At 66.0% G+C, this 20,534-nt stretch carries 15 protein-coding genes and 1 rRNA gene; 15 read left to right on the top strand and 1 reads right to left on the bottom strand.

What is annotated here, in order from left to right; genetic code table 11:
- Positions 1-196: 196 nt before the first annotated feature.
- The 3 genes from rrf (at position 197) to DID98_RS23100 (ending at position 4,586) form a co-directional block, all read left to right on the top strand.
- Positions 197-309, top strand: a 5S ribosomal RNA gene (rrf, locus tag DID98_RS23110).
- Positions 310-700: 391 nt separating this feature from the next.
- Entirely contained in the window at positions 701-2,776 is a 2,076-nt protein-coding gene (locus DID98_RS23105; protein WP_124571487.1) for a molybdopterin-dependent oxidoreductase, read from the top strand.
- Between the two features lie 136 nt (positions 2,777-2,912).
- Positions 2,913-4,586: a long-chain fatty acid--CoA ligase gene (locus DID98_RS23100; protein WP_124571486.1), complete on the top strand. Its 1,674-nt coding sequence runs from the start codon at positions 2,913-2,915 to the stop codon at positions 4,584-4,586.
- A 359-nt stretch (positions 4,587-4,945) separates the two neighbouring features.
- On the opposite strand, the gene DID98_RS23095 is transcribed toward DID98_RS23100, so the two are convergent.
- Positions 4,946-6,103: a porin gene (locus tag DID98_RS23095; RefSeq protein WP_044844243.1), complete on the bottom strand. Its 1,158-nt coding sequence runs from the start codon at positions 6,101-6,103 to the stop codon at positions 4,946-4,948.
- Between the two features lie 277 nt (positions 6,104-6,380).
- On the opposite strand from DID98_RS23095, the gene coq7 reads away from it, so the two are divergent.
- The 12 genes from coq7 to murC all read left to right on the top strand — a co-directional run bounded on the left by coq7 (position 6,381) and on the right by murC (position 20,534).
- Complete coding sequence (coq7, locus tag DID98_RS23090) at positions 6,381-7,007, top strand: 2-polyprenyl-3-methyl-6-methoxy-1,4-benzoquinone monooxygenase (protein ID WP_059608158.1); 627 nt, start codon at positions 6,381-6,383, stop codon at positions 7,005-7,007.
- Between the two features lie 388 nt (positions 7,008-7,395).
- Entirely contained in the window at positions 7,396-7,824 is a 429-nt protein-coding gene (gene mraZ / locus DID98_RS23085) for a division/cell wall cluster transcriptional repressor MraZ (RefSeq protein WP_006400450.1), read from the top strand.
- 23 nt (positions 7,825-7,847) lie between these two features.
- Positions 7,848-8,789: a 16S rRNA (cytosine(1402)-N(4))-methyltransferase RsmH gene (gene rsmH, locus DID98_RS23080; protein ID WP_044844251.1), complete on the top strand. Its 942-nt coding sequence runs from the start codon at positions 7,848-7,850 to the stop codon at positions 8,787-8,789.
- Positions 8,786-9,127 carry a cell division protein FtsL gene (gene ftsL / locus DID98_RS23075; protein WP_044844241.1) on the top strand — a complete coding sequence of 114 codons (342 nt, stop codon included), beginning with the start codon at positions 8,786-8,788 and terminating at the stop codon, positions 9,125-9,127. Before rsmH ends, ftsL begins: the two co-directional genes overlap by 4 nt.
- Complete coding sequence (locus DID98_RS23070; RefSeq protein ID WP_124488219.1) at positions 9,124-10,971, top strand: penicillin-binding protein 2; 1,848 nt, start codon at positions 9,124-9,126, stop codon at positions 10,969-10,971. The genes ftsL and DID98_RS23070 overlap by 4 nt, the downstream gene beginning before the upstream one ends.
- Positions 10,968-12,506 (top strand): UDP-N-acetylmuramoyl-L-alanyl-D-glutamate--2,6-diaminopimelate ligase, encoded by a 1,539-nt coding sequence (locus tag DID98_RS23065; protein ID WP_044844239.1) that lies wholly within the window; start codon positions 10,968-10,970, stop codon positions 12,504-12,506. Before DID98_RS23070 ends, DID98_RS23065 begins: the two co-directional genes overlap by 4 nt.
- Positions 12,503-13,909 (top strand): UDP-N-acetylmuramoyl-tripeptide--D-alanyl-D-alanine ligase, encoded by a 1,407-nt coding sequence (murF, locus tag DID98_RS23060; protein ID WP_124520025.1) that lies wholly within the window; start codon positions 12,503-12,505, stop codon positions 13,907-13,909. The genes DID98_RS23065 and murF overlap by 4 nt, the downstream gene beginning before the upstream one ends.
- 16 nt (positions 13,910-13,925) lie before the next feature.
- A complete protein-coding gene (gene mraY, locus DID98_RS23055; RefSeq protein ID WP_006752439.1) occupies positions 13,926-15,095 on the top strand; it encodes a phospho-N-acetylmuramoyl-pentapeptide-transferase in 1,170 nt (389 codons plus the stop codon).
- A 28-nt stretch (positions 15,096-15,123) separates the two neighbouring features.
- Positions 15,124-16,635: a UDP-N-acetylmuramoyl-L-alanine--D-glutamate ligase gene (gene murD / locus DID98_RS23050; RefSeq protein ID WP_124571485.1), complete on the top strand. Its 1,512-nt coding sequence runs from the start codon at positions 15,124-15,126 to the stop codon at positions 16,633-16,635.
- Complete coding sequence (gene ftsW / locus DID98_RS23045) at positions 16,632-17,915, top strand: putative lipid II flippase FtsW (RefSeq protein WP_044844236.1); 1,284 nt, start codon at positions 16,632-16,634, stop codon at positions 17,913-17,915. The genes murD and ftsW overlap by 4 nt, the downstream gene beginning before the upstream one ends.
- Positions 17,916-18,036: 121 nt before the next feature.
- Positions 18,037-19,140, top strand: coding sequence for an undecaprenyldiphospho-muramoylpentapeptide beta-N-acetylglucosaminyltransferase (gene murG, locus DID98_RS23040; protein ID WP_044844235.1), 1,104 nt, complete (start codon positions 18,037-18,039; stop codon positions 19,138-19,140).
- Positions 19,137-20,534, top strand: coding sequence for a UDP-N-acetylmuramate--L-alanine ligase (murC, locus tag DID98_RS23035; protein ID WP_044844234.1), 1,398 nt, complete (start codon positions 19,137-19,139; stop codon positions 20,532-20,534). The genes murG and murC overlap by 4 nt, the downstream gene beginning before the upstream one ends.

Here is a 20,534-nt window from a genome sequence, read left to right as displayed (position 1 = left end):
TCAGGTGTGTAAGCGCAGTAATGCGTTCAGCTAACTGATACTAATTGCCCGTAAGGCTTGATCCTATAACAAGTCTGTTTCGCGCTAAGATGAGCGCGTCAGACGGGTTGGATTCTCGTGTGTGATACACACAACTCAAAATTACTGCTTCTTCCCAGATTGGTCGCGTTGCCAAGCAACGTGACAACCCTCTTTGCCTGATGACCATAGCGAGTCGGTCCCACCCCTTCCCATCCCGAACAGGACCGTGAAACGACTCTACGCCGATGATAGTGCGGATTCCCGTGTGAAAGTAGGTAATCGTCAGGCTCCCTAAGCCAGAAACCCCCGCCCGAAAGGCGGGGGTTTTTGCATTTGCAGCAAAGAAATACGCGATCTCAGGCCGTCGAATCTCTCCCGTTTGTTGCTCAAGCCGCAACGCATATCCACTTTCCATCCTCCAGGACCATTCGCCCGCCTGTTCGCTTCTATCTTCGGTCAATAATCGACTCGCGCGAACTCGGCGAAGCCGCTGGCCTGGCACCATTCATACCCGCTCCACATCGTCGCACCGACTTTTCAAAGTTCGTCCCGTATCGATATTCGCCGTCCGCCGCCTCCGCTTTTTAGCCAAATAGGCCGGAAACTCGTGCGAAATGACGCCTTATTCGGCGTGGCCACGTAGAATTTGCGAATCTCCACCCCAGTAGCATCCAGAACGATGAACGCCGCCACTCAGATAGCTCGGGCCGTATGCCCGCACGATTGTCCGGACACGTGCGCAATGCGTGTGACCGTCGAAAACGGTCGGGCGATCAAGGTCGCGGGCGATCCCGACCATCCGCCGACGCAAGGCGTGCTGTGTACGAAAGTCAGCCGATACGCCGACCGCGTTCATCATCCCGACCGACTCACTGTTCCCCTCAAGCGCGTGGGCGCGAAGGGGGAGGGGCGCTTCGTGCCGATCAGCTGGAGCGAAGCATTCGACGAGATCGGTCGTCGTCTCGGCGAAATCGCCGCGCGCGCGCCGGAGGCGATCCTGCCGTACAGCTACGCGGGAACGATGGGGCTCGTGCAGGGCGAAGGCATCGCCCAGCGGTTCTTCCATAAACTCGGTGCGTCCCGGCTCGAGCGGGCCATCTGCGCGGCGGCCGGCGCAGCAGGGCTGCGCTATACGTATGGCGGAAGCGTCGGCATGCATCTCGAGCATTTCGAGGAAAGCGAGTTGATCCTGATCTGGGGCGCCAACCCGATCGCCTCCAGCCTGCATTTCTGGACCCGTGCGCAGGAAGCCAAGCGTCGCGGCGCCCGTCTCGTCGCAATCGATCCCTACCGCTCGCTGACGGCAGAGAAATGCCATCAGCACATCGCATTGAAACCGGGCACCGACGGAGCGTTCGCGCTCGGCATGATGCATGTGCTGATCACCGAGGATCTGCTCGATCACGACTACATCGCACGCCATACGCTCGGCTTCGATGCGCTCAAGGCGCGAGCCCTGTCCTATCCGCCGGAGCGTGTCGCGCAAATCTGCGGCATCGAGGCGTCGGAACTGATCGAACTCGCACGTCGTTACGGCGCGACCCGCAAGGCATCGATCCGCCTCAATTACGGCATGCAGCGCGTGCGCGGGGGCGGCAACGCCGTGCGCGCGATTGCGAGCCTGCCTGCGCTGACGGGCGCGTGGCGCGACCGGGCCGGCGGGCTGCTGCTGTCGTCGTCGGAATCTGCACCGGTCAATCAGGCGGCGCTGCTGCGCCCCGATCTGATGCCCGGCTGGCCGCAGAAACTGCCGCGCATCATCAACATGAATGCCATCGGCGATGCACTGCTGCATCCGGGCGACGCGACTTTCGGGCCGAAGGTCGAAGCAGTGATCGTCTACAACTCGAATCCGGTTGCGGTTGCCCCCGACTCGTCGAAAGTCGCCGCCGGGTTCGCGCGCGAAGACCTGTTCACGGTCGTTCTCGAGCACTTCAAGACAGATACTGTCGACTTCGCCGACATTGTGTTGCCGGCCACGACGCAGCTCGAGCATCTCGACGTCCACAAGTCGTACGGCCACACCTATGTGATGGCGAATCTGCCGGCGATTCCGCCGGTCGGCGACGCACGACCGAACACCGAAATCTTTCGCGGCATTGCGCGCAGCATGGGGCTGGACGAGCCCGCGCTTTATCACAGCGACGAACAGGTCGCGCAGGCGGCGCTTCGCTGGGACGATCCGGCGCTCGACAGCGACTGGGAGACGTTGAAGCGTGCCGGCTGGCTGAAGCTCAAGGTGGCGGACGCGCCTTTCGCGAATGGCGGCTTTCGCACACCGTCCGGCAAATGCGAGTTCTACAGCGCGCGACTCGAGCAGATGGGCATGGACCCGGTGCCCGATTACCTGCCGCCGTTCGAATCGGCGGAGGCGGCGCCTGAACTCGCCGCCCGCTACCCGCTCGCGATGATTTCGCCGCCGGCCCGGCACTTCCTGAACAGCACATTCGTGAACGTGGACAGCCTGCGCAGCACGGAAGGCCAGCCGCATCTCGATATTCACCCGGCCGACGCCGATGCGCGCGGCATCGGGGAGGGCGACGTCGTACGCATATTCAACGACCGCGGATCGATGCAGGCGGTCGCAAGAGTGACCGATCGCGCGCGGCCGGGGCTCGTCGTCGGGCTGTCGATCTGGTGGAAGAAATTGTCGGCGGACGGTCGGAACGCGAACGAAGTGACGAGCCAGGCGCTGACCGACCTCGGCAACTCGGCGACCTTTTACGATTGTTTGGTGGAAGTTGAGCGGACTTGACGGAACTTCCAGATATGATCGGACGAATGCGTTCGAAAGTTCGAAGTGGACATCTAACCCTGTTGTCTCAGGACGGGCGAGCCGCTACGATGCGTTTTAGCACGACCATTCGAAAATCAGTGAGGAGACGCGCGGTATGGATAAAATTTGGCTGAAATCGTACCCACCCGGCGTTCCAGCCGAAATCGACGCGTCTCCATATCCTTCCGTCCCGGATCTCCTCGACGAGAGCTTCAGGCAGTATCGCGACCGCAAGGCGTTCGTCTGCATGGGCAAGAGCATCACGTACGGCGAACTCGATGCACTGTCGCGCCGGTTCGGCGCGTGGCTGCAGTCGCGTGGCCTGAAGCGCGGCGCACGCGTCGCGCTCATGATGCCGAACGTGCTGCAGTACCCGGTGGCGATCGTTGCCGTGCTCCGCGCGGGCTACACCGTCGTCAACGTCAACCCGCTCTATACGCCGCGCGAGCTCGAACATCAGCTGAAGGACAGCGGGGCCGAGGCGATCGTCATTCTCGAGAATTTCGCGTCGACGTTGCAGGCCGTTATCGCCAATACCGACGTCAAGCATGTCGTGGTCGCGTCGATGGGCGACCTGCTGGGCATCAAGGGCTGGCTCGTCAATTACGTCGTACGCAACGTGAAGAAGATGGTGCCGGCCTGGCAGCTCCCGTCGTTCACGCGCTTCAAGGCCGCGCTGTCCGAAGGGGCGCGGCAGACCTTCAAGCCGCCGAAGATCGGCCCCGACGACGTCGCGTTCCTCCAGTACACGGGCGGTACGACGGGTGTCGCGAAGGGCGCGACGCTGCTGCACCGGAACATCGTGTCGAACGTGCTGCAGGCCGGCGCCTGGCACCATCCCGCGCACGCGAAGTACCCGGAGGTGAAGCAATTCGTGACGGTTGTCGCGCTGCCGCTCTATCACGTGTTCGCGCTGACGGTCTGCGGCTTCCTGACGATGCGCACGGGCGGCATGGGCATCCTGATTCCGAATCCGCGCGACATCGGCGGCATGATCAAGGAACTGAAGGGATACCAGATCTCGACGATTCCCGCCGTCAACACGTTGTACAACGCAATGCTGAACCATCCCGAATTCAACCAGCTCGACCTGTCGAAGCTCGTGATCGCCAACGGCGGTGGCATGGCGATCCAGGAAGGCGTCGCGAAGCGCTGGTACGAGAAGACCCAAACGGCGATCATCGAAGGGTACGGCCTGTCCGAAACGTCGCCGGTCGCGACCTGCAACCCCGTGACGGCGACCGAGTACAGCGGGACGATCGGCCTGCCGCTGCCGTCGACCGAAATTGCCATCCGCGACGACGCCGGCAACGACGTCGCGCTCGGCGAGCCGGGCGAGATCTGCATCCGCGGGCCGCAGGTCATGGCCGGCTACTGGAACCGCCCGGAAGAAACCGCGAAGGTCATGTTCGCGGACGGTTTCTTCAAGACCGGTGACGTCGGCGTGATGGACGCGCGCGGTTACGTGAAGATCGTCGACCGGAAGAAGGACATGATCCTGGTATCCGGTTTCAACGTGTATCCGAACGAGGTCGAGGACGTGGTGGCGTCGCACCCGGGCGTGTTCGAGGTGGCGGCGGTCGGCGTGCCAGACGAGCATTCGGGCGAAGCCGTGAAGCTGTTCGTCGTGAAGAAGGATCCGGCGCTGACCGACAAGGACATCCTCGCGTACTGCAAGGAGCGGCTCACCGGTTACAAGCGGCCGAAACTCGTCGAGTTCCGCACGGAGCTGCCGAAGACGAACGTCGGCAAGATCCTGCGGCGCGAGCTGCGCGACGGACGCGTGTAACACCCAAGTCGAACGAAGGAGCCCGGTCTGTGCCGGGCTCTTTTGCTTGTGGTGCGCATCAGGGCTGCCGCGCCATATCGGAACGGCGCGCGTTCGTCCGGGCGCGCCGCGGCGGGCGGAGCGCCCCGGTCGGGCCGCCCGCCGCCGACTCGATTCGAACGGGGCGGCACTTCGCTGCACGCCGGAGTCGGCAAATGGTGGCGTTCGTGTCGAGTCAGCATCGCGAACGATTCGTCGCCAAGAGTGCGTTACCCGGCGATCATTCCGCGCACACCGCACACCGCACACCGCTTCGCAGCCCCAAAAGAAAAGGCGCCCGAAGGCGCCTTCAAGATGCTGCGGCTTGTCAGGCAAGCGGATTAGAACTTGTGACGGATACCGACACGCGCTGCGACCTGGTTGCTGGTCGTCGACGGATCGAGACCGTTGATCGAAGCATGTGCCTGAACGACGTTGCCTGCCGAGTCGAGCGTGTTGCCCGATGCATGCTGGTACACGCCGATCACGTAGACGTCCGTGCGCTTCGACAGGAAGTAGTCGACGCCCAGCGAGCCCTGGTGGTACTTGGCTGCCGAGTTGCCGTCGATCTTGCTGCCTTGCGTGTAGTCGTACGCCGCACCGACGATCAATGCCGGGGTCAACTGATACTTGAAGTTGATTTCGCCGTTGTTGAAGGTCGCGGTCTGGTTCACGAACGGACCGACCGAGAAGCCCTTGAACTTCGTGTTCGAGTACGTCGCGCCGATCGTCGCTGCGCCGAACGTGTATGCGCCGCCCGCACCGATGACCTGGTACGTGTTCGCGCTGTTCGCATACGCGCCGTAGACCGGCGACGACACGGCCGTCGCAGCAGCCGACGCGCCCGTATTGAACATGCCGCCGAAGTTCGCCGGCGTACGTGCGTTCAAGTAGCCGACACCCAACACCAGCGGGCCGTTGTTGTAACCGGCGCCGAGCGACCAGACCTGGTTCTTCGAGAACTGGCCGGCTTGACCGCCGAAGCTGTACAGGCCGCCGAACGAGAAGCCGCCGTAGGTCGGGCTCGTGTACTTGACCGCGTTGTTCACACGGTAAGCGTTGTTGAAGTTGTCGAGGTCGCCCGGGTGAGCGGCGATGTAGCCGCCCCACTGGTCGCCTGCCTCGAGCGGGCCGACGAAGTCGACGACGGAGTCGTACTGGCGACCCAGCGTGACCGTACCGTACTGGCTCGACAGGCCGACGTAAGCCTGGCGGCCGAACATCAGGCCGCCCTGGCCGAGCTTGCCGGAGTTGACGTCAAAACCGTTCTCGAGCACGAAGATCGCCTTCAGGCCGCTGCCCAGATCTTCGGTGCCGCGCAGGCCGAAGCGGCTGCCTTGCATCACGCCGCTTGCCAGGCCGTACAGATGGCCGCCCTTGGCGTTGTTGTTGAAGATGAAGCCTTCATCGATGATGCCGTAAAGCGTCACGCTGCTTTGCGCATGTGCAGCGCCAGCAAACGCGCCCAGCGCGACGAGCGCGAGAAGCGACTTTTTCATTAACGGATCTCCAAGAATCACTGAATTTTTTTGGCGGGGCGGATAGTTATGGTGTGTTGACGGGCCCCATCAACTTCGCAAGAAGTCGCACGTAATGTAGCAAAGCCGATTTTTCCGACAAAGCGAAATGCCGTGGCTCAAGGTTCCCATGTTTCCTTTATGCAACAATGGTTAAAATCACGGGTTAACCGCAATTTCCGCTGAATAATCAAGTCGGTTACGTAGCGGAGCACGTGCCGTTGCCGCCCGCGGCAGCGCACGCAGCCAGGAGAACAGGATGGTGTTGGACGAACTGATCAGCGAATTCGATCGCGGCCTGCGATCGCTGACCGGCATTAGCCGGATGAGCCGCCCGGTGCCCGCGCCGGCGGAGCCGCCGGCCGGCGAACTGACCCCCGCGGAGCGCACGCATGCCGCGGGGCTGATGCGCGTGAACCACGTCGGCGAGGTCTGTGCGCAGGCGCTTTATCAGGCGCAGAAGCTGACCGCGCGCTCGTCGTCGTCGAAGGCGATGTTCGAGGAAGCCGCGCGCGAGGAGGAGGATCATCTCGCGTGGACCGCGCACCGGCTGAAGGAACTCGATTCGCGTCCGAGCCTGCTCAACCCGCTGTGGTACGCCGGCGCGCTCGCGATCGGTGTCGTCGCCGGCACGCTGGGCGACAAGGTCAGCCTCGGCTTCATGGCGGAGACGGAGCGTCAGGTCGAGAGCCACCTCGACGGGCACCTGTCCGAGCTGCCGGCGACCGACACGGCGTCGCGCGCGATCGTCGAGCAGATGCGGCTCGACGAGGTGAAGCACGGCAAGGCCGCGACCGATGCGGGCGGGATCGAACTGCCGCTGCCCGCACGGATGCTGATGCGCGCCGCGTCGAAAGTCATGACGAGCACTGCATACTATCTGTGACATTCGGAGGTGGGCGGCGCATGACGCCGCCCACCTCCGTCACCCATCGATACCGCCCGTTTTTTCCGCGTTTTCCCGCCCCCGAAAGCCCCGTCCGCACGCCAGTCTGGCCCGCCTTTCTCACGTATCACCTTCACAAGTTGCACTAGCTCATTCATTTATAACGGTTTTTGGTATGAGGGGCCGCATGAGCATGTGCGCGTAAGTCCTTGTTCTAACTAACAAAATTCGTCAAAAAACCGGGCCGCTCCCTTGACCGTGCCAAACCCTTCCTCTAAAGTGGGAGACAGTGTGAGAAAGTGTATTTTTGTGTGATTTGGCGGGCTATTCGGGCTAAATTCTTGAGCGTTGAGCGGGTGCTTCGGTGCCCTGAACGGGAGAGCGGAAAGTGTTCCAAGGGGCGTCGGCGCTGACGCTCGATGCGAAAGGGCGGATGTCGGTGCCGGCTCGCTATCGCGAAGCGCTGCAAGGACAGGCAGAAGGACGGGTGACTGTGACCAAGCACCCGGACGGCTGCCTGTTGCTGTTTCCGCGCCCCGAATGGGAGGTATTCCGCGCCAAGATCGCCGCGCTGCCGATGGATGCACATTGGTGGCGGCGGATCTTTCTCGGCAATGCAATGGATGTCGATCTCGACAGCGCGGGCCGGATTCTCGTATCGCCCGAGCTGCGGATGGCGGCCGGACTGGAAAAGGAAGTCATGTTGTTGGGAATGGGTAGTCACTTCGAGCTGTGGGATTCGCAGACCTACATCGCGAAGGAGCAGGCAGCGATGGCGCAGGGCATGCCCGACGCGCTGAAGAATTTCACGTTCTGATTGCGGTGACGGAGACGCCCGCGATGGGAAACGAATTGCAGCATCGGACCGTGCTTCTGGACGAAGCGGTCGATTCGCTCGTGACGCGGCCGGACGGCATTTATGTCGACGGTACGTTCGGGCGCGGCGGTCACAGCCGCGCGGTGCTCGCGCGGCTGGCGGCGGCCGGCCGGCTGATCGCGTTCGACAAGGATCCGAGGGCGATCGAGACGGCGCAGCGCATCGAGGATGCGCGCTTCTCGATCGTGCATGACAGCTTTGCATCGATGCGCGACGCGCTTGCGGCGCGCGGCGTCGAGAAGGTGTCGGGTGTGTTGCTGGACCTGGGCGTGTCCTCGCCGCAGGTGGACGATCCGGCGCGCGGCTTCAGCTTTCGCGCGGATGGCCCGCTGGACATGCGAATGGATCCGACGCGCGGCGAGTCGGCGGCCGAGTGGCTCGCGCGGGCTTCGGTGCAGGAATTGACGGAGGTGATACGGGATTATGGGGAAGAACGGTTTGCTTTTCAGATTGCAAAGGCGCTTGTTGCTCGCCGGGCAGAGTCCGACCGTCTTGGGCCTCTCGACACCACGGGCGAGCTTGCCCAAATCGTGGGTAACGTCGTCAAAACCCGTGAGAAGGGCAAGGATCCGGCAACCCGCACCTTTCAGGCTATACGGATTCACGTCAATCAAGAGCTTGCGGACCTGCAAGTCGTACTAGACGCGGCATTGTCGTTGCTGGAGCAAGGGGGGCGGCTGGTGGTCATCAGCTTTCATTCACTCGAGGACCGGATCGTCAAGCGATTCATGCAGGCGCACGCGAGCGCGCCTGCGGTCGATCGTCGCCTGCCGATCCGCGCCGTCGACCTCCCGAGCCCGCCGCTCAAGATCATCAGCCGCCAGTTTCCGAGCGAAGCGGAAGTTGCCGCGAATCCGCGCGCCCGGTCGGCCGTGATGCGCATCGCGGAGCGCGTCACGCCATGAGCCGCTTCAATATCTTCCTGCTGATCATCGTGATGGGCTGCGCGCTGTCGGTCGTCAACTCGACGAACCAGCAGCGCCAGATCTTCATCCAGCTGCAGCGTGCGCAGTCGCAGGAGCGTCAGCTCCAGCAGGACTACGCGCAGCTTCAATATCAGCAGAGCGCGCTGTCGAAGACGTCGCGTATCGAGCAACTCGCGAACGATTCGCTGAAGATGCAGGCGATCACGACGGGTCGCACCCAATACCTGACGCTGCCGCCGGGCGCCGTGAAGGCGATCGACGCACCGATTCCGGCTTCGGCCGAGACGGCCGCCAAGGGCGGGGGAGGCGCGCGATGAAGCCGGCACAAAAGCGCCAGGACGTGAAATTCTCGTCGAGCCCCGTGCTCGGCGTGCACCTGCCGATGTGGCGCTCGAAATTCGTCGTGTTCCTGCTGTTCATGGCGTTCGTCGCACTGGCCGCGCGGGCGTTCTGGATCCAGGGGCCCGGCAACGCGTTCTATCAGAAGCAGGGCGAAAGCCGCTACCAGCGCACGATCGAGCTGCCGGCCACGCGCGGCAAGATCCTCGACCGTAACGGGCTCGTGCTCGCGACGAGCCTGCCCGTGCGCGCGATCTGGGCGATTCCGGATGCCGTGCCGGACGATCTCGGCGCGGACAAGGTCAATCAGCTCGGCAAGCTCCTCGGCATGACGCCGAAGGAACTGCGCGTGAAGCTGTCGGAAGACAAGGGATTCGTCTATGTGAAGCGCCAGGTGCCGATCGACATCGCGGACAAGGTCGCCGCGCTCGACATCCCCGGCGTCTATCAGCGCAACGAATACAAGCGTTTCTATCCGGAAGGCGAGATCACTGCTCACCTGATCGGCTTCACGAACGTCGAGGACGAAGGGCAGGAAGGCGTCGAGCTCGGCGACCAGAAGATGCTGTCCGGCACGTCCGGCGTGCGCCGCGTGATCAAGGACCGGATGGGGCACATCGTCGAGGACGTCGCCGAGCAGATCCCGCCGCACAACGGGACGGACGTCGACCTGTCGATCGACAGCAAGATCCAGTACATCGCGTATGCGAACCTGAAGGCCGCCGTCGAGAAGTTCAAGGCGAAGGCCGGCGCGGCGATGGTGGTCGACGTGCGTACCGGCGAGGTGCTCGCGCTCGTCAACTACCCGACCTACAACCCGAACGACCGTTCGCGCATGACGGGCGAGCAGTTGCGCAACCGGATCATGACCGACGTGTTCGAGCCGGGCTCGATCATGAAGCCGTTTACGGTGTCGCTCGCGCTCGACCTGCACCGCGTGACGCCGAACACGCTCGTCGAAACGGGCAACGGGCATTTCGTGCTCGACGGCGCGCCGATCACCGACGACGCGGGTTTCGGCACGCTGACGGTCGGCGGTGTGATCCAGAAGTCGAGCAACATCGGCGCGACGAAGATCGCGATGACGATGCGGCCCGAGGAAATGTGGAATATGTATACGAGCATCGGCCTCGGTCAGGCGCCGAAGGTCGGGTTCCCGGGCGCGGTGGCCGGCCGCCTGCGTCCGTGGAAGAACTGGCGGCGCATCGAGCAGGCGACGATGTCGTACGGCTACGGCCTGTCGGTGTCGCTGTTCCAGCTCGCGCGCGCCTACACGGCGATCGCGCACGACGGCGAGTTGATGCCCGTGACCATTTTCAAGACCGACCCCAATCAGCCGATCGTGGGCACGCAGGTGTTCAACCCGACCACCGCGCGCGAAGTGCGCGCGATGCTCGAGACGGTGGTCGCGCCGGGCGGCACGTCGCCGGATGCGGCCGTGCCGGGTTATCGGGTCGGCGGCAAGAGCGGTACCGCGTACAAGCATGAAGGTCACGGCTACACGCGCAAGTACCGCGCGTCGTTCGTCGGGATGGCGCCGATGCCGAATCCGCGCGTCGTGATCGCGGTGTCGGTCGACGAGCCGACCGCCGGCAGCCACTTCGGCGGCCAGGTGTCGGGCCCCGTATTCTCGGCGATCGCGGGCGATACGATGCGTGCGCTGAACGTGCCGCCGAACATGCCGATCAAGCAACTGGTCGTGTCCGACGACACGCCGGGCACGCCCGCCAGGACGGGCCCGCAAAAGCTCGCCGCCGGCGGCGGTGCGAAGCATATGATCGTATCCAGCACGACACGTAATTCACCAGGAGTTGTTCGATGAGCGCCGCTCGCAGTTCCCATCCGGCGCATCAGCAGATCGCGGCCGCGCTTGCGTGGCTGCGCCAGCATGTGGCCCCCGCGGCGCAACTGCATGCCGACACGCGCAGCCTGCAGGCAGGCGACGTGTTTCTCGGCTATGCGGTCGACGGGGCAGACAATCGCGCCTTCATTGCCGAGGCCGTCTCCCGCGGTGCGGCCGCCGTGCTGTACCAGCCGGAAGGCCTCGCAGCCGCGCCGGCCGCACCCGTCGCACTCGCGGTGCCGGCGCTCGACCAGCTGGCCGGCGAGATCGCCAGCGGCTGGTACGGCGACCCGAGCGACAGCCTGCTCGCCATCGGCGTGACCGGCACCAACGGCAAGACGTCGTGCACGCACTGGATCGCGGCCGCGCTGACGGCGCTGCACCAGCCGTGCGCGCTGATCGGCACGCTCGGCAGCGGCATGCCGGGGCAGCTGGTGCCGACCGGCTTCACGACGCCGGACGCGCCGCAGCTGCAGCGCAGCCTCGCGCAACTGCACGACGCGGGCGCAAAGGCCGTCGCGATGGAAGTGTCGTCGCACGCGCTGCACCAGGGCCGCGTGAACGGCACGGCGTTCGACATCGCCGTGTTCACGAACCTCACGCAGGATCACCTCGACTATCACGGCACGTTCGATGCGTACGAAGCCTCGAAGTCGAAGCTGTTCGCATGGCGCGGCCTGCGCGCGGCGGTCGTCAATCGCGACGACGCAGCCGGCCGCCGCCTGCTCGAGAAGCTGGCCGGCCGCGTGCGCACGATCGCCTACGGGATCGGCGACGTGCACGCAGCCGACGCCGATCGCGAGCTGGTCGCGCTCGACGTGCGCGCGACCGCCACGGGCACGGCATTCCGCCTGCGCTCGTCGTGGGGCGATGCGGACATCGAAGTCGGCACGCTCGGCACGTTCAACGTCAGCAACCTGCTCGCGGTGCTCGGCTCGCTGCTCGCGGCCGACCTGCCGTTCGACGCGGCGGTCGCGGAGATTGCGCGGCTCGAGTCCGTCAACGGCCGCATGCAGCGCCTTGGCGGCCGGCTGGCGAACGACGAACCGCTGGTCGTGATCGACTATGCACATACGCCCGACGCGCTCGAGAAGACGCTCGACGCGTTGCGCCCGATCGCGGCGGCGCGCGGCGGCCGGCTCGTCTGCATGTTCGGCTGCGGCGGCGATCGCGATGCGACCAAGCGTCCGCTGATGGGCGCGATCGCCGAGCGGCTCGCCGACGAAGTCGTCGTCACGAGCGACAACCCGCGCAGCGAGGATCCGCAGCGCATCATCGACCAGGTCATCGCGGGCATGACCGCGCCCGATCGCGCACGCCGCATCGAGGATCGCGCGAGCGCGATCCTGCAGGCCGTGCGGGGCGCCGCCCGCGAGGATGTCGTCGTGCTGGCCGGCAAGGGGCACGAGGCAACGCAGGAAATCATGGGCAAGAAGCGCACGTTCTCCGATCAGGATCACGCGCGGCTCGCACTCGCGGCACGCGCGACGCATGGCAAGGGAGGCGGCGAATGACGATGCTCAGTCTGGGCGAAGCCGCCCGCCTGATTCCCGGCGCCACCGTCCACGGCGATCCGGACACCACGTTCGAGCGCGTGTCGACGGACAGCCGCACGGTCGGCCCTGGCGACCTGTTCGTCGCGCTGAAGGGCGAGCGCTTCGACGCGCACGACTTCCTCGGCGACGTGGCCGCGTGCGGCGCGTCGGCGGCGCTCGTCGCACACGTGCCGGCGGGTCTCGCGATGCCGGCGATCGAAGGCGGCGAAACGCGTGCCGCGCTCGGCGCGCTCGCGCACGGCTGGCGCAAACGATTCGCGCTGCCGCTCGTCGCGGTGACGGGCAGCAACGGCAAGACGACCGTCAAGGAAATGATCGCGTCGATCTTCGCCGCGGCGGTCGGTACCGACGCGCGGCTCGCGACGGCCGGCAACCTGAACAACGACGTCGGGCTGCCGCTGACGTTGCTGCGCCTGTCGACCGCGCATCGCCTCGCGGTAATCGAGATCGGCATGAATCACCCGGGCGAAACCGAAGTTCTGGCGCGCCTCACCGCGCCGACGGTCGCGCTCGTCAACAACGCGCAGCGCGAACACCAGGAATTCATGGCGACGGTCGAAGCCGTCGCGCTCGAACACGCGGCCGTGATCCACGCGCTGCCGCCGGACGGCGTCGCGGTGTTCCCGGCCGACGATGCGTACGCGGGCATCTGGCGCGTCGCGGCGACCGGCAACCGGATCCTCGATTTCGCACTGCACGACGCCGAACGGCAGAACGATGCGCAGGTCGTCGGGCGCCTTCACGGCGGCGAACTCGCGATCGACACGCCGGCGGGCGCCGTTACGGTGCGGTTGCGTGCGCTCGGCGAGCACAACGCGCGCAACGCGCTGGCCGCGACGGCCGCGGCGCTGGGCGCGGGTGTCGAACTGTCGGCGATCAAGCAGGGCCTCGAGTCGTTCGAACCGGTCAAGGGCCGGCTCCAGGTGAAGCAGGCGATCGCCGGCAGCCTCGCGGGCGCGACGGTCGTCGACGATACGTACAACGCGAACCCCGATTCGATGCGTGCGGCGATCGACGTGCTTGCTGCCCATCCGGCGCCGCGCGTGCTGGTGATCGGCGACATGGGTGAAGTCGGCGACGAAGGCCCGGCGTTTCACCGGGAGATCGGTGCGTATGCGCGCGAGCGCGGCATCGATGCGCTGTTCGCGCTCGGCGATGCGTCGCGCGATGCGTGCACGGCGTACGGCGAGACGGCCCGCCACTTCGGCGACGTCGGCGCGCTGGTGACGGCGCTGCTCGCGGCGGGCTATGGCGCGCGGGCGACGGTGCTCGTGAAGGGCTCGCGGTACATGAAGATGGAGCGCGTGGTCGACGCGCTGACGAACCAACCCGCGGCGGGCACGGTGCCCGCTGCACACTGAGTAGAAGGAAGGAAGCATGCTGCTGGCGCTGGCGCAATGGCTGCAGGGAGACGCAAGCTTTTTGCGCTTGTTCACGTACCTGACGTTCCGTGCGGTGATGGCTACCATCACCGCGCTCGGTATCGGGCTCGTGTGCGGACCGTGGGTGATCCGCAAGCTGACGCAAATGAAGGTCGGGCAGGCCGTGCGCAAGGACGGCCCGCAAAGCCATCTCGTCAAGTCCGGCACGCCGACGATGGGCGGCGTGCTGATCCTGATCGGCATCGCGGTCGCGACGCTGCTGTGGGGCGACCTGACGAACCGTTTCATCTGGATCGTGATGCTCGTCACGTTCGGCTTCGGCGTGATCGGCTGGGTCGACGACTACCGCAAGGTCGTCTACAAGGACCCGCGCGGGATGTCGTCGCGCGAAAAGTATTTCTGGCAGTCGGTGATCGGGCTGTTCGCGGCGGTCTACCTCGCATTCAGCGTGTCCGAGGCGAACAACGTGCGCGTGTTCGACCTGTTCATGGCGTGGGTGAGGAGCGGCCTGTCGATGGGGCTGCCGGCGCGGGCCGACCTGATGCTGCCGTTCCTGAAGTCGATCAGCTATCCGCTGGGCGTCTGGGGCTTCATCGTGCTGACGTATTTCGTGATCGTCGGCGCGAGCAACGCGGTGAACCTGACCGACGGCCTCGACGGGCTCGTGATCATGCCGGTCGTGCTGGTCGGCGGGTCGCTCGGCGTGTTCGCGTACGTGATGGGCAGCTCGGTCTATTCGAAATACCTGCTGTTCCCGCACATCCCGGGCGCCGGTGAACTGCTGATCTTCTGTTCCGCGATGGGCGGGGCAGGGCTCGCGTTCCTCTGGTACAACACGCACCCCGCGCAGGTGTTCATGGGCGACGTCGGCGCGCTGGCGCTCGGCGGCGCGCTCGGCACGGTCGCGGTGATCGTGCGCCAGGAAATCGTGCTGTTCATCATGGGCGGCATCTTCGTCGCGGAAACGCTGTCGGTGATGCTGCAGGTGTCGTGGTTCAAGTACACGAAGAAGCGTTACGGCGAAGGGCGGCGCCTGCTGAAGATGGCGCCGCTGCATCACCATTTCGAATTGTCCGGCTGGAAGGAAACGCAGGTGGTGGTGCGTTTCTGGATCATCACGCTGATGCTGTGCCTGTTCGGTCTGTCCACCCTCAAGCTGCGGTAAAGGAAAGGTAACAAGGATGTCTGGCGAGATGTTTGGAGATCGGCAGCGGCCGATGGTGCTCGTACTGGGGCTCGGTGAATCGGGCCTCGCAATCGCGCGGTGGTGCGCGAGGCACGGGTGCCGGCTGCGTATTGCCGATACCCGCGAGGCGCCGCCGAACCTTGCCGCGCTGCAGGCCGAAGGCATCGATGCGGAGTTCGTCGGCGGGCCGTTCACGCCCGCGCTGCTCGACGGCGGCGTCGAGATCGTCGGGCTGAGCCCCGGCCTGTCGCCGCTCGAACCGGCGCTGGCGGCGCTGATCGCGGCCGCGAACGAGCGCGCGATCGCGGTCTGGGGCGAACTGGAATTCTTCGCGCAGGCGCTGCGCGCGCTCGGCACGAGCGGCTACCAGCCGAAGGTGCTCGCGATCACCGGCACCAACGGCAAGACCACGACGACGAGCCTGACGGGCCTGCTGTGCCGGCGTTCGGGCAAGAAGGTCGCCGTCGCCGGCAACATCAGCCCGGCGATGCTCGACCGGCTCGCGGGCGCGATCGACGAGACGGCGCTGCCCGACGTCTGGGTGCTCGAACTGTCGAGCTTCCAGCTCGAGACGGCGCGCACGTTCGCACCCGACGCGGCCGCGATTCTCAACATCACGCAGGATCACCTCGACTGGCACGGCAGCTTCGACGCGTATGCGGCCGCGAAGGGCCGGATCTTCGGCGCGACGACGACGCGCGTGCTCAACCGCGACGATGCGGCCGTGATGAAGTTCGCGCCGGCCGCCGGCGCGGCCGATGCGGCGCGCACGGTCACGTTCGGGCTGAACGAACCGGTGCAGGACGGCGACTACGGGCTGTCGCGCGATAACGGTATCGCGTGGCTGGTCGAAGCGGTCGACCGCGACGCGCCGGACGAAACGACGACGACCCGCCGGCGCAAGCGCGACGGCGCGCATACGCCCGACATCGCGCAGAAGCGCCTGATGCCGGTCGACGCGCTGCGCATCCGCGGGCTGCACAACGCGGCGAACGCGCTGGCCGCGTTCGCGCTCGCGCGTGCGATCGACTTGGCCGCAGCGCCGCTGCTGCACGCGCTGCGCGAATACCGCGGCGAGGCGCATCGCGTCGAAGTGATCGCGACGATCGACGACGTGGACTACGTCGACGACAGCAAGGGAACGAACGTCGGCGCGACGGTGGCCGCGCTCGACGGGCTCGCGCAGAAGATCGTGCTGATCGCCGGCGGCGACGGCAAGGGGCAGGATTTCGCGCCGCTGGTCGCGCCGGTCGCGCGCTGGTGTCGTGCGGTGATGCTGATCGGCCGCGACGCGCCGGCGATTCGCGACACGCTCGCCGAAACCGGCGTGCCGCTCGCGGACCACGCGACGCTCGAAGACGCGGTGCGTGCCGCCGCCGAGCTCGCCGAGCCGGGCGATGCGGTGCTGCTGTCGCCCGCGTGCGCGAGCCTCGACATGTTCAGGAACTACGCCCATCGCGCGGAGGTGTTCCGCGCGGCGGTGGATGAAGTCGCCATCGACAAAGGAGCGACGCCATGAGCTGGTCCGATCGCCTCGTCTCCCGTTTCAACGACCGGCGCGACACCGGCGGCAATGCCGCCGGCGGCCGCGTCGCGTCCGCCACGCGCGCTGCGACCGGCGGCCTCGCGAGCGTCGTCAACGGCGTGCGGCCGAGCCGCTCGCGGATGCTCGACTTCGACTACTCGCTGCTGTGGGTCGCGATCGCGCTGCTCGGGCTCGGCGTCGTGATGGTGTATTCGGCGTCGATCGCGATGCCCGATTCGCCGAAATACGCGTCGTATCACGATTACGCGTTCCTGATGCGCCACTGCGTGTCGCTCGTCGTCGCGTTCATCGCGGCGGTGATCGCGTTCCGCGTGCCGGTGTCGACCTGGGACAAATACGCGCCGCATCTCTTCCTGATCGCGCTGGTCGGCCTCGTGATCGTGCTGATCCCGCACGTCGGCAAGGGCGTGAACGGCGCGCGCCGCTGGATTCCGCTCGGCATCACGAACATGCAGCCGTCGGAAATCATGAAGCTCGCGGTGACGATCTACGCGGCGAACTACACGGTGCGCAAGCAGGAGTACATGCAGAGCTTCGCGAAAGGCTTCCTGCCGATGGCGTTCGCGGTCGGTCTCGTCGGCGCGCTGCTGCTGCTCGAGCCGGACATGGGCGCGTTCATGGTGGTCGCCGCGATCGCGATGGGCGTGCTGTTCCTCGGCGGCGTGAACGGCAAGCTGTTCGGCGGCCTGGTCGCGACGGCGGTCGGCACCTTCACGATGCTCGTATGGCTGTCGCCGTGGCGTCGCGAGCGGATCTTCGCGTATCTCGATCCGTGGGACGAGCGCTATGCGCAGGGCAAGGCGTACCAGCTCACGCATTCGCTGATCGCGTTCGGCCGCGGCGAGTGGTTCGGCGTCGGCCTCGGCGGCAGCGTCGAGAAGCTGAACTACCTGCCCGAAGCGCATACCGACTTCATCCTCGCGGTGATCGGCGAGGAACTCGGCTTCGTCGGCGTGATGGTCGTGATCCTGCTGTTCTACTGGATCGTGCGCCGCGCGTTCGAGATCGGCCGCCAGGCGCTCGCGCTCGATCGCACGTTCGCGGGCCTGACGGCGAAGGGCATCGGTATCTGGTTCGGCGCGCAGACGTTCATCAACATGGGCGTGAACCTCGGCCTGCTGCCGACCAAGGGCCTGACGCTGCCGCTCGTGAGCTATGGCGGTTCGGGCATCCTGCTGAACTGTGTCGCGCTCGCGGTGCTGCTGCGGGTCGATTATGAAAATCGCGTCCTGATGCGGGGAGGGAAGGTATGACCTCCCTGCGTCAGTACGCGATTTCGGCGAAGGCTAACTTCGTGCGCGAAGCGTGCGAAGTTAAGCGTAGCGGCCGTAGCCAAAACGTTCGTTCATTCTTGCTGATGCGGGGAGGGAAGGTATGACCGCGTCGCGACGCACGCTGATGGTGATGGCAGGCGGCACCGGGGGCCACGTGTTCCCGGGGCTCGCGGTCGCGCACCGGATGGAAGCGGCGGGCTGGCGCGTCGTGTGGCTCGGCAATCCGGCCGGGATGGAAGCGACGCTCGTGCCGAAGCACGGCATTCCGATGGAATACGTGCGCTTCGGCGGACTGCGCGGCAAGGGCCTGAAGACCAAGCTGACGCTGCCGTTCAACCTGCTGCGCGCATGCTGGCAGAGCCTCGGCGCGCTGCGCCGCGTGCGGCCGGACGTCGTGCTCGGGATGGGTGGCTACATCACGTTCCCGGCGGGCGTGATGGCCGCGCTGTCGGGTCGTCCGCTCGTGCTGCACGAACAGAATTCGATCGCGGGCCTGACCAACAAGGTGCTCGCGAAACTGGCCAAACGCGTGCTCGTCGCGTTTCCCGGCGCGCTGCCGCACGCGGAATGGACGGGCAACCCGATTCGTGCGGAACTTGCGCACACGGAACCGCCCAAAGCACGCTATGCGTCGCGCAGCGGCCCGCTGAACGTGCTGGTCGTCGGCGGCAGCCTCGGTGCGGCCGCGCTGAACGAAGTCGTGCCGCGCGCGCTGGCGCTGCTGACGCCGGACGAGCGCCCGCGCGTCGTGCACCAGGCCGGCGCGAAGCACATCGACGCGCTCAAGGCGAATTACGAAGCGGCCGGTTTCGCGGCCGGCGAAGACGTGCGGCTCGTGCCGTTCATCGACGACATGGCGAGCGCGTACGCGGCGGCGGATCTGGTGATCTGCCGTTCCGGCGCGATGACGGTGTCGGAGATCGCGGCGGTGGGCGTGGCGGCGCTGTTCGTGCCGTTCCCGTACGCGGTCGACGACCACCAGACGACCAACGCCGCGTTCCTCGCCGATGCGGGCGCGGCGGTGCTGGTGCAACAACGCGACCTGTCGGCGGAACTGCTCGCCGACTGGCTGCGCGGCCAGTCGCGGGCGTCGCTCGCGGACATGGCGGAGCGTTCGCGCTCGCTGGCGAAGCCCGAGGCCACCGACGAAGTCGCGCGTGTCTGCGCGAAGGCGGCCGGCGCGAACCTGGAAAAACTGCAATGAAACACATCGTCAAACACATTCATTTCGTCGGGATCGGCGGCGCGGGCATGAGCGGCATCGCAGAAGTGCTCGTCAACCTCGGCTACGAGGTCAGCGGCTCCGACCTGTCGCGCAACGCGGTGACCGACCGTCTCGAGGCGCTCGGCGCGCGGATCGCGATCGGCCACGACGCGGCGAACATCGAGGGCGCGAACGCGGTCGTCGTATCGACGGCCGTGCGCTCGGACAACCCCGAGGTGCTGGCCGCGCGTAGCCAGCGCGTGCCGATCGTGCAGCGCGCGGTGATGCTCGCGGAACTGATGCGCCTGAAGCAGGGCATCGCGATCGCCGGCACGCACGGCAAGACCACGACGACGAGCCTCGTCGCGAGCGTGCTCGCGGCAGGCGGCCTCGACCCGACCTTCGTGATCGGCGGCCGGCTGATCAGCGCCGGCGCGAACGCGCGGCTCGGCACGGGCGACTTCATCGTCGCCGAGGCCGACGAGTCGGACGCGTCGTTCCTGAACCTGTATCCGGTGATCGAAGTCATCACGAACATCGACGCCGATCACATGGACACCTACGGCCACGATTTCGCGCGGCTCAAGCAGGCGTTCATCGAGTTCACGCAGCGCCTGCCGTTCTACGGCAGCGCGGTGGTGTGCGTCGACGATCCGAACGTGCGGCAGATCATCCCGTTCATCTCGAAGCCGGTCGTGCGCTACGGGCTGTCGCCGGACGCGCAGGTGCGCGCGGAAGACATCGACGCGCGCGACGGCCGCATGCATTTCACGGTGATCCGCGAAGGCCGTGCGCCGCTCGCGGTGGTGCTGAACCTGCCGGGCCTGCACAACGTGCAGAACGCGCTCGCGGCGATCGCGATCGCGACCGATCTCGGCGTGGCGGACGACGCGATCCAGCTGGCGCTCGCGGAATTCAACGGCGTCGGCCGGCGCTTCCAGCGCTACGGCGAGGTGCCGAGCGCGGACGGCGGCCAGTACACGCTGATCGACGATTACGGCCACCACCCGGTCGAGATGGCCGCGACGATCGCGGCCGCGCGCGGCGCGTTCCCGGGCCGCCGCCTCGTGCTGGCGTTCCAGCCGCACCGCTACACGCGCACGCGCGACTGCTTCGACGATTTCGTCAACGTACTGTCGACGGTCGACGCGCTGGTGCTGACGGAAGTCTATGCCGCGGGCGAAGCGGCGATCGCGACGGCCAACGGCGACGCGCTGTCGCGTGCGCTGCGCGCGGTGGGGAAGGTTGACCCGGTGTTCGTCGCGACGGTCGACGACGTGCCGGATGCATTGGCGAAGGTCGCGCAGAACGGCGACGTGGTGATCACGATGGGCGCGGGTTCGATCGGCGGCGTGCCGGCGAAGCTCGTGCAACACACTCAACAGAAGGCATGA

Origin of the sequence: Burkholderia sp. Bp8984, assembly GCF_003853755.1 — a bacterium.
Classification (GTDB): domain Bacteria; phylum Pseudomonadota; class Gammaproteobacteria; order Burkholderiales; family Burkholderiaceae; genus Burkholderia.
Note: the sequence above shows the minus strand (reverse complement) of the source record. Positions and strands in the feature narration are given on the sequence as shown.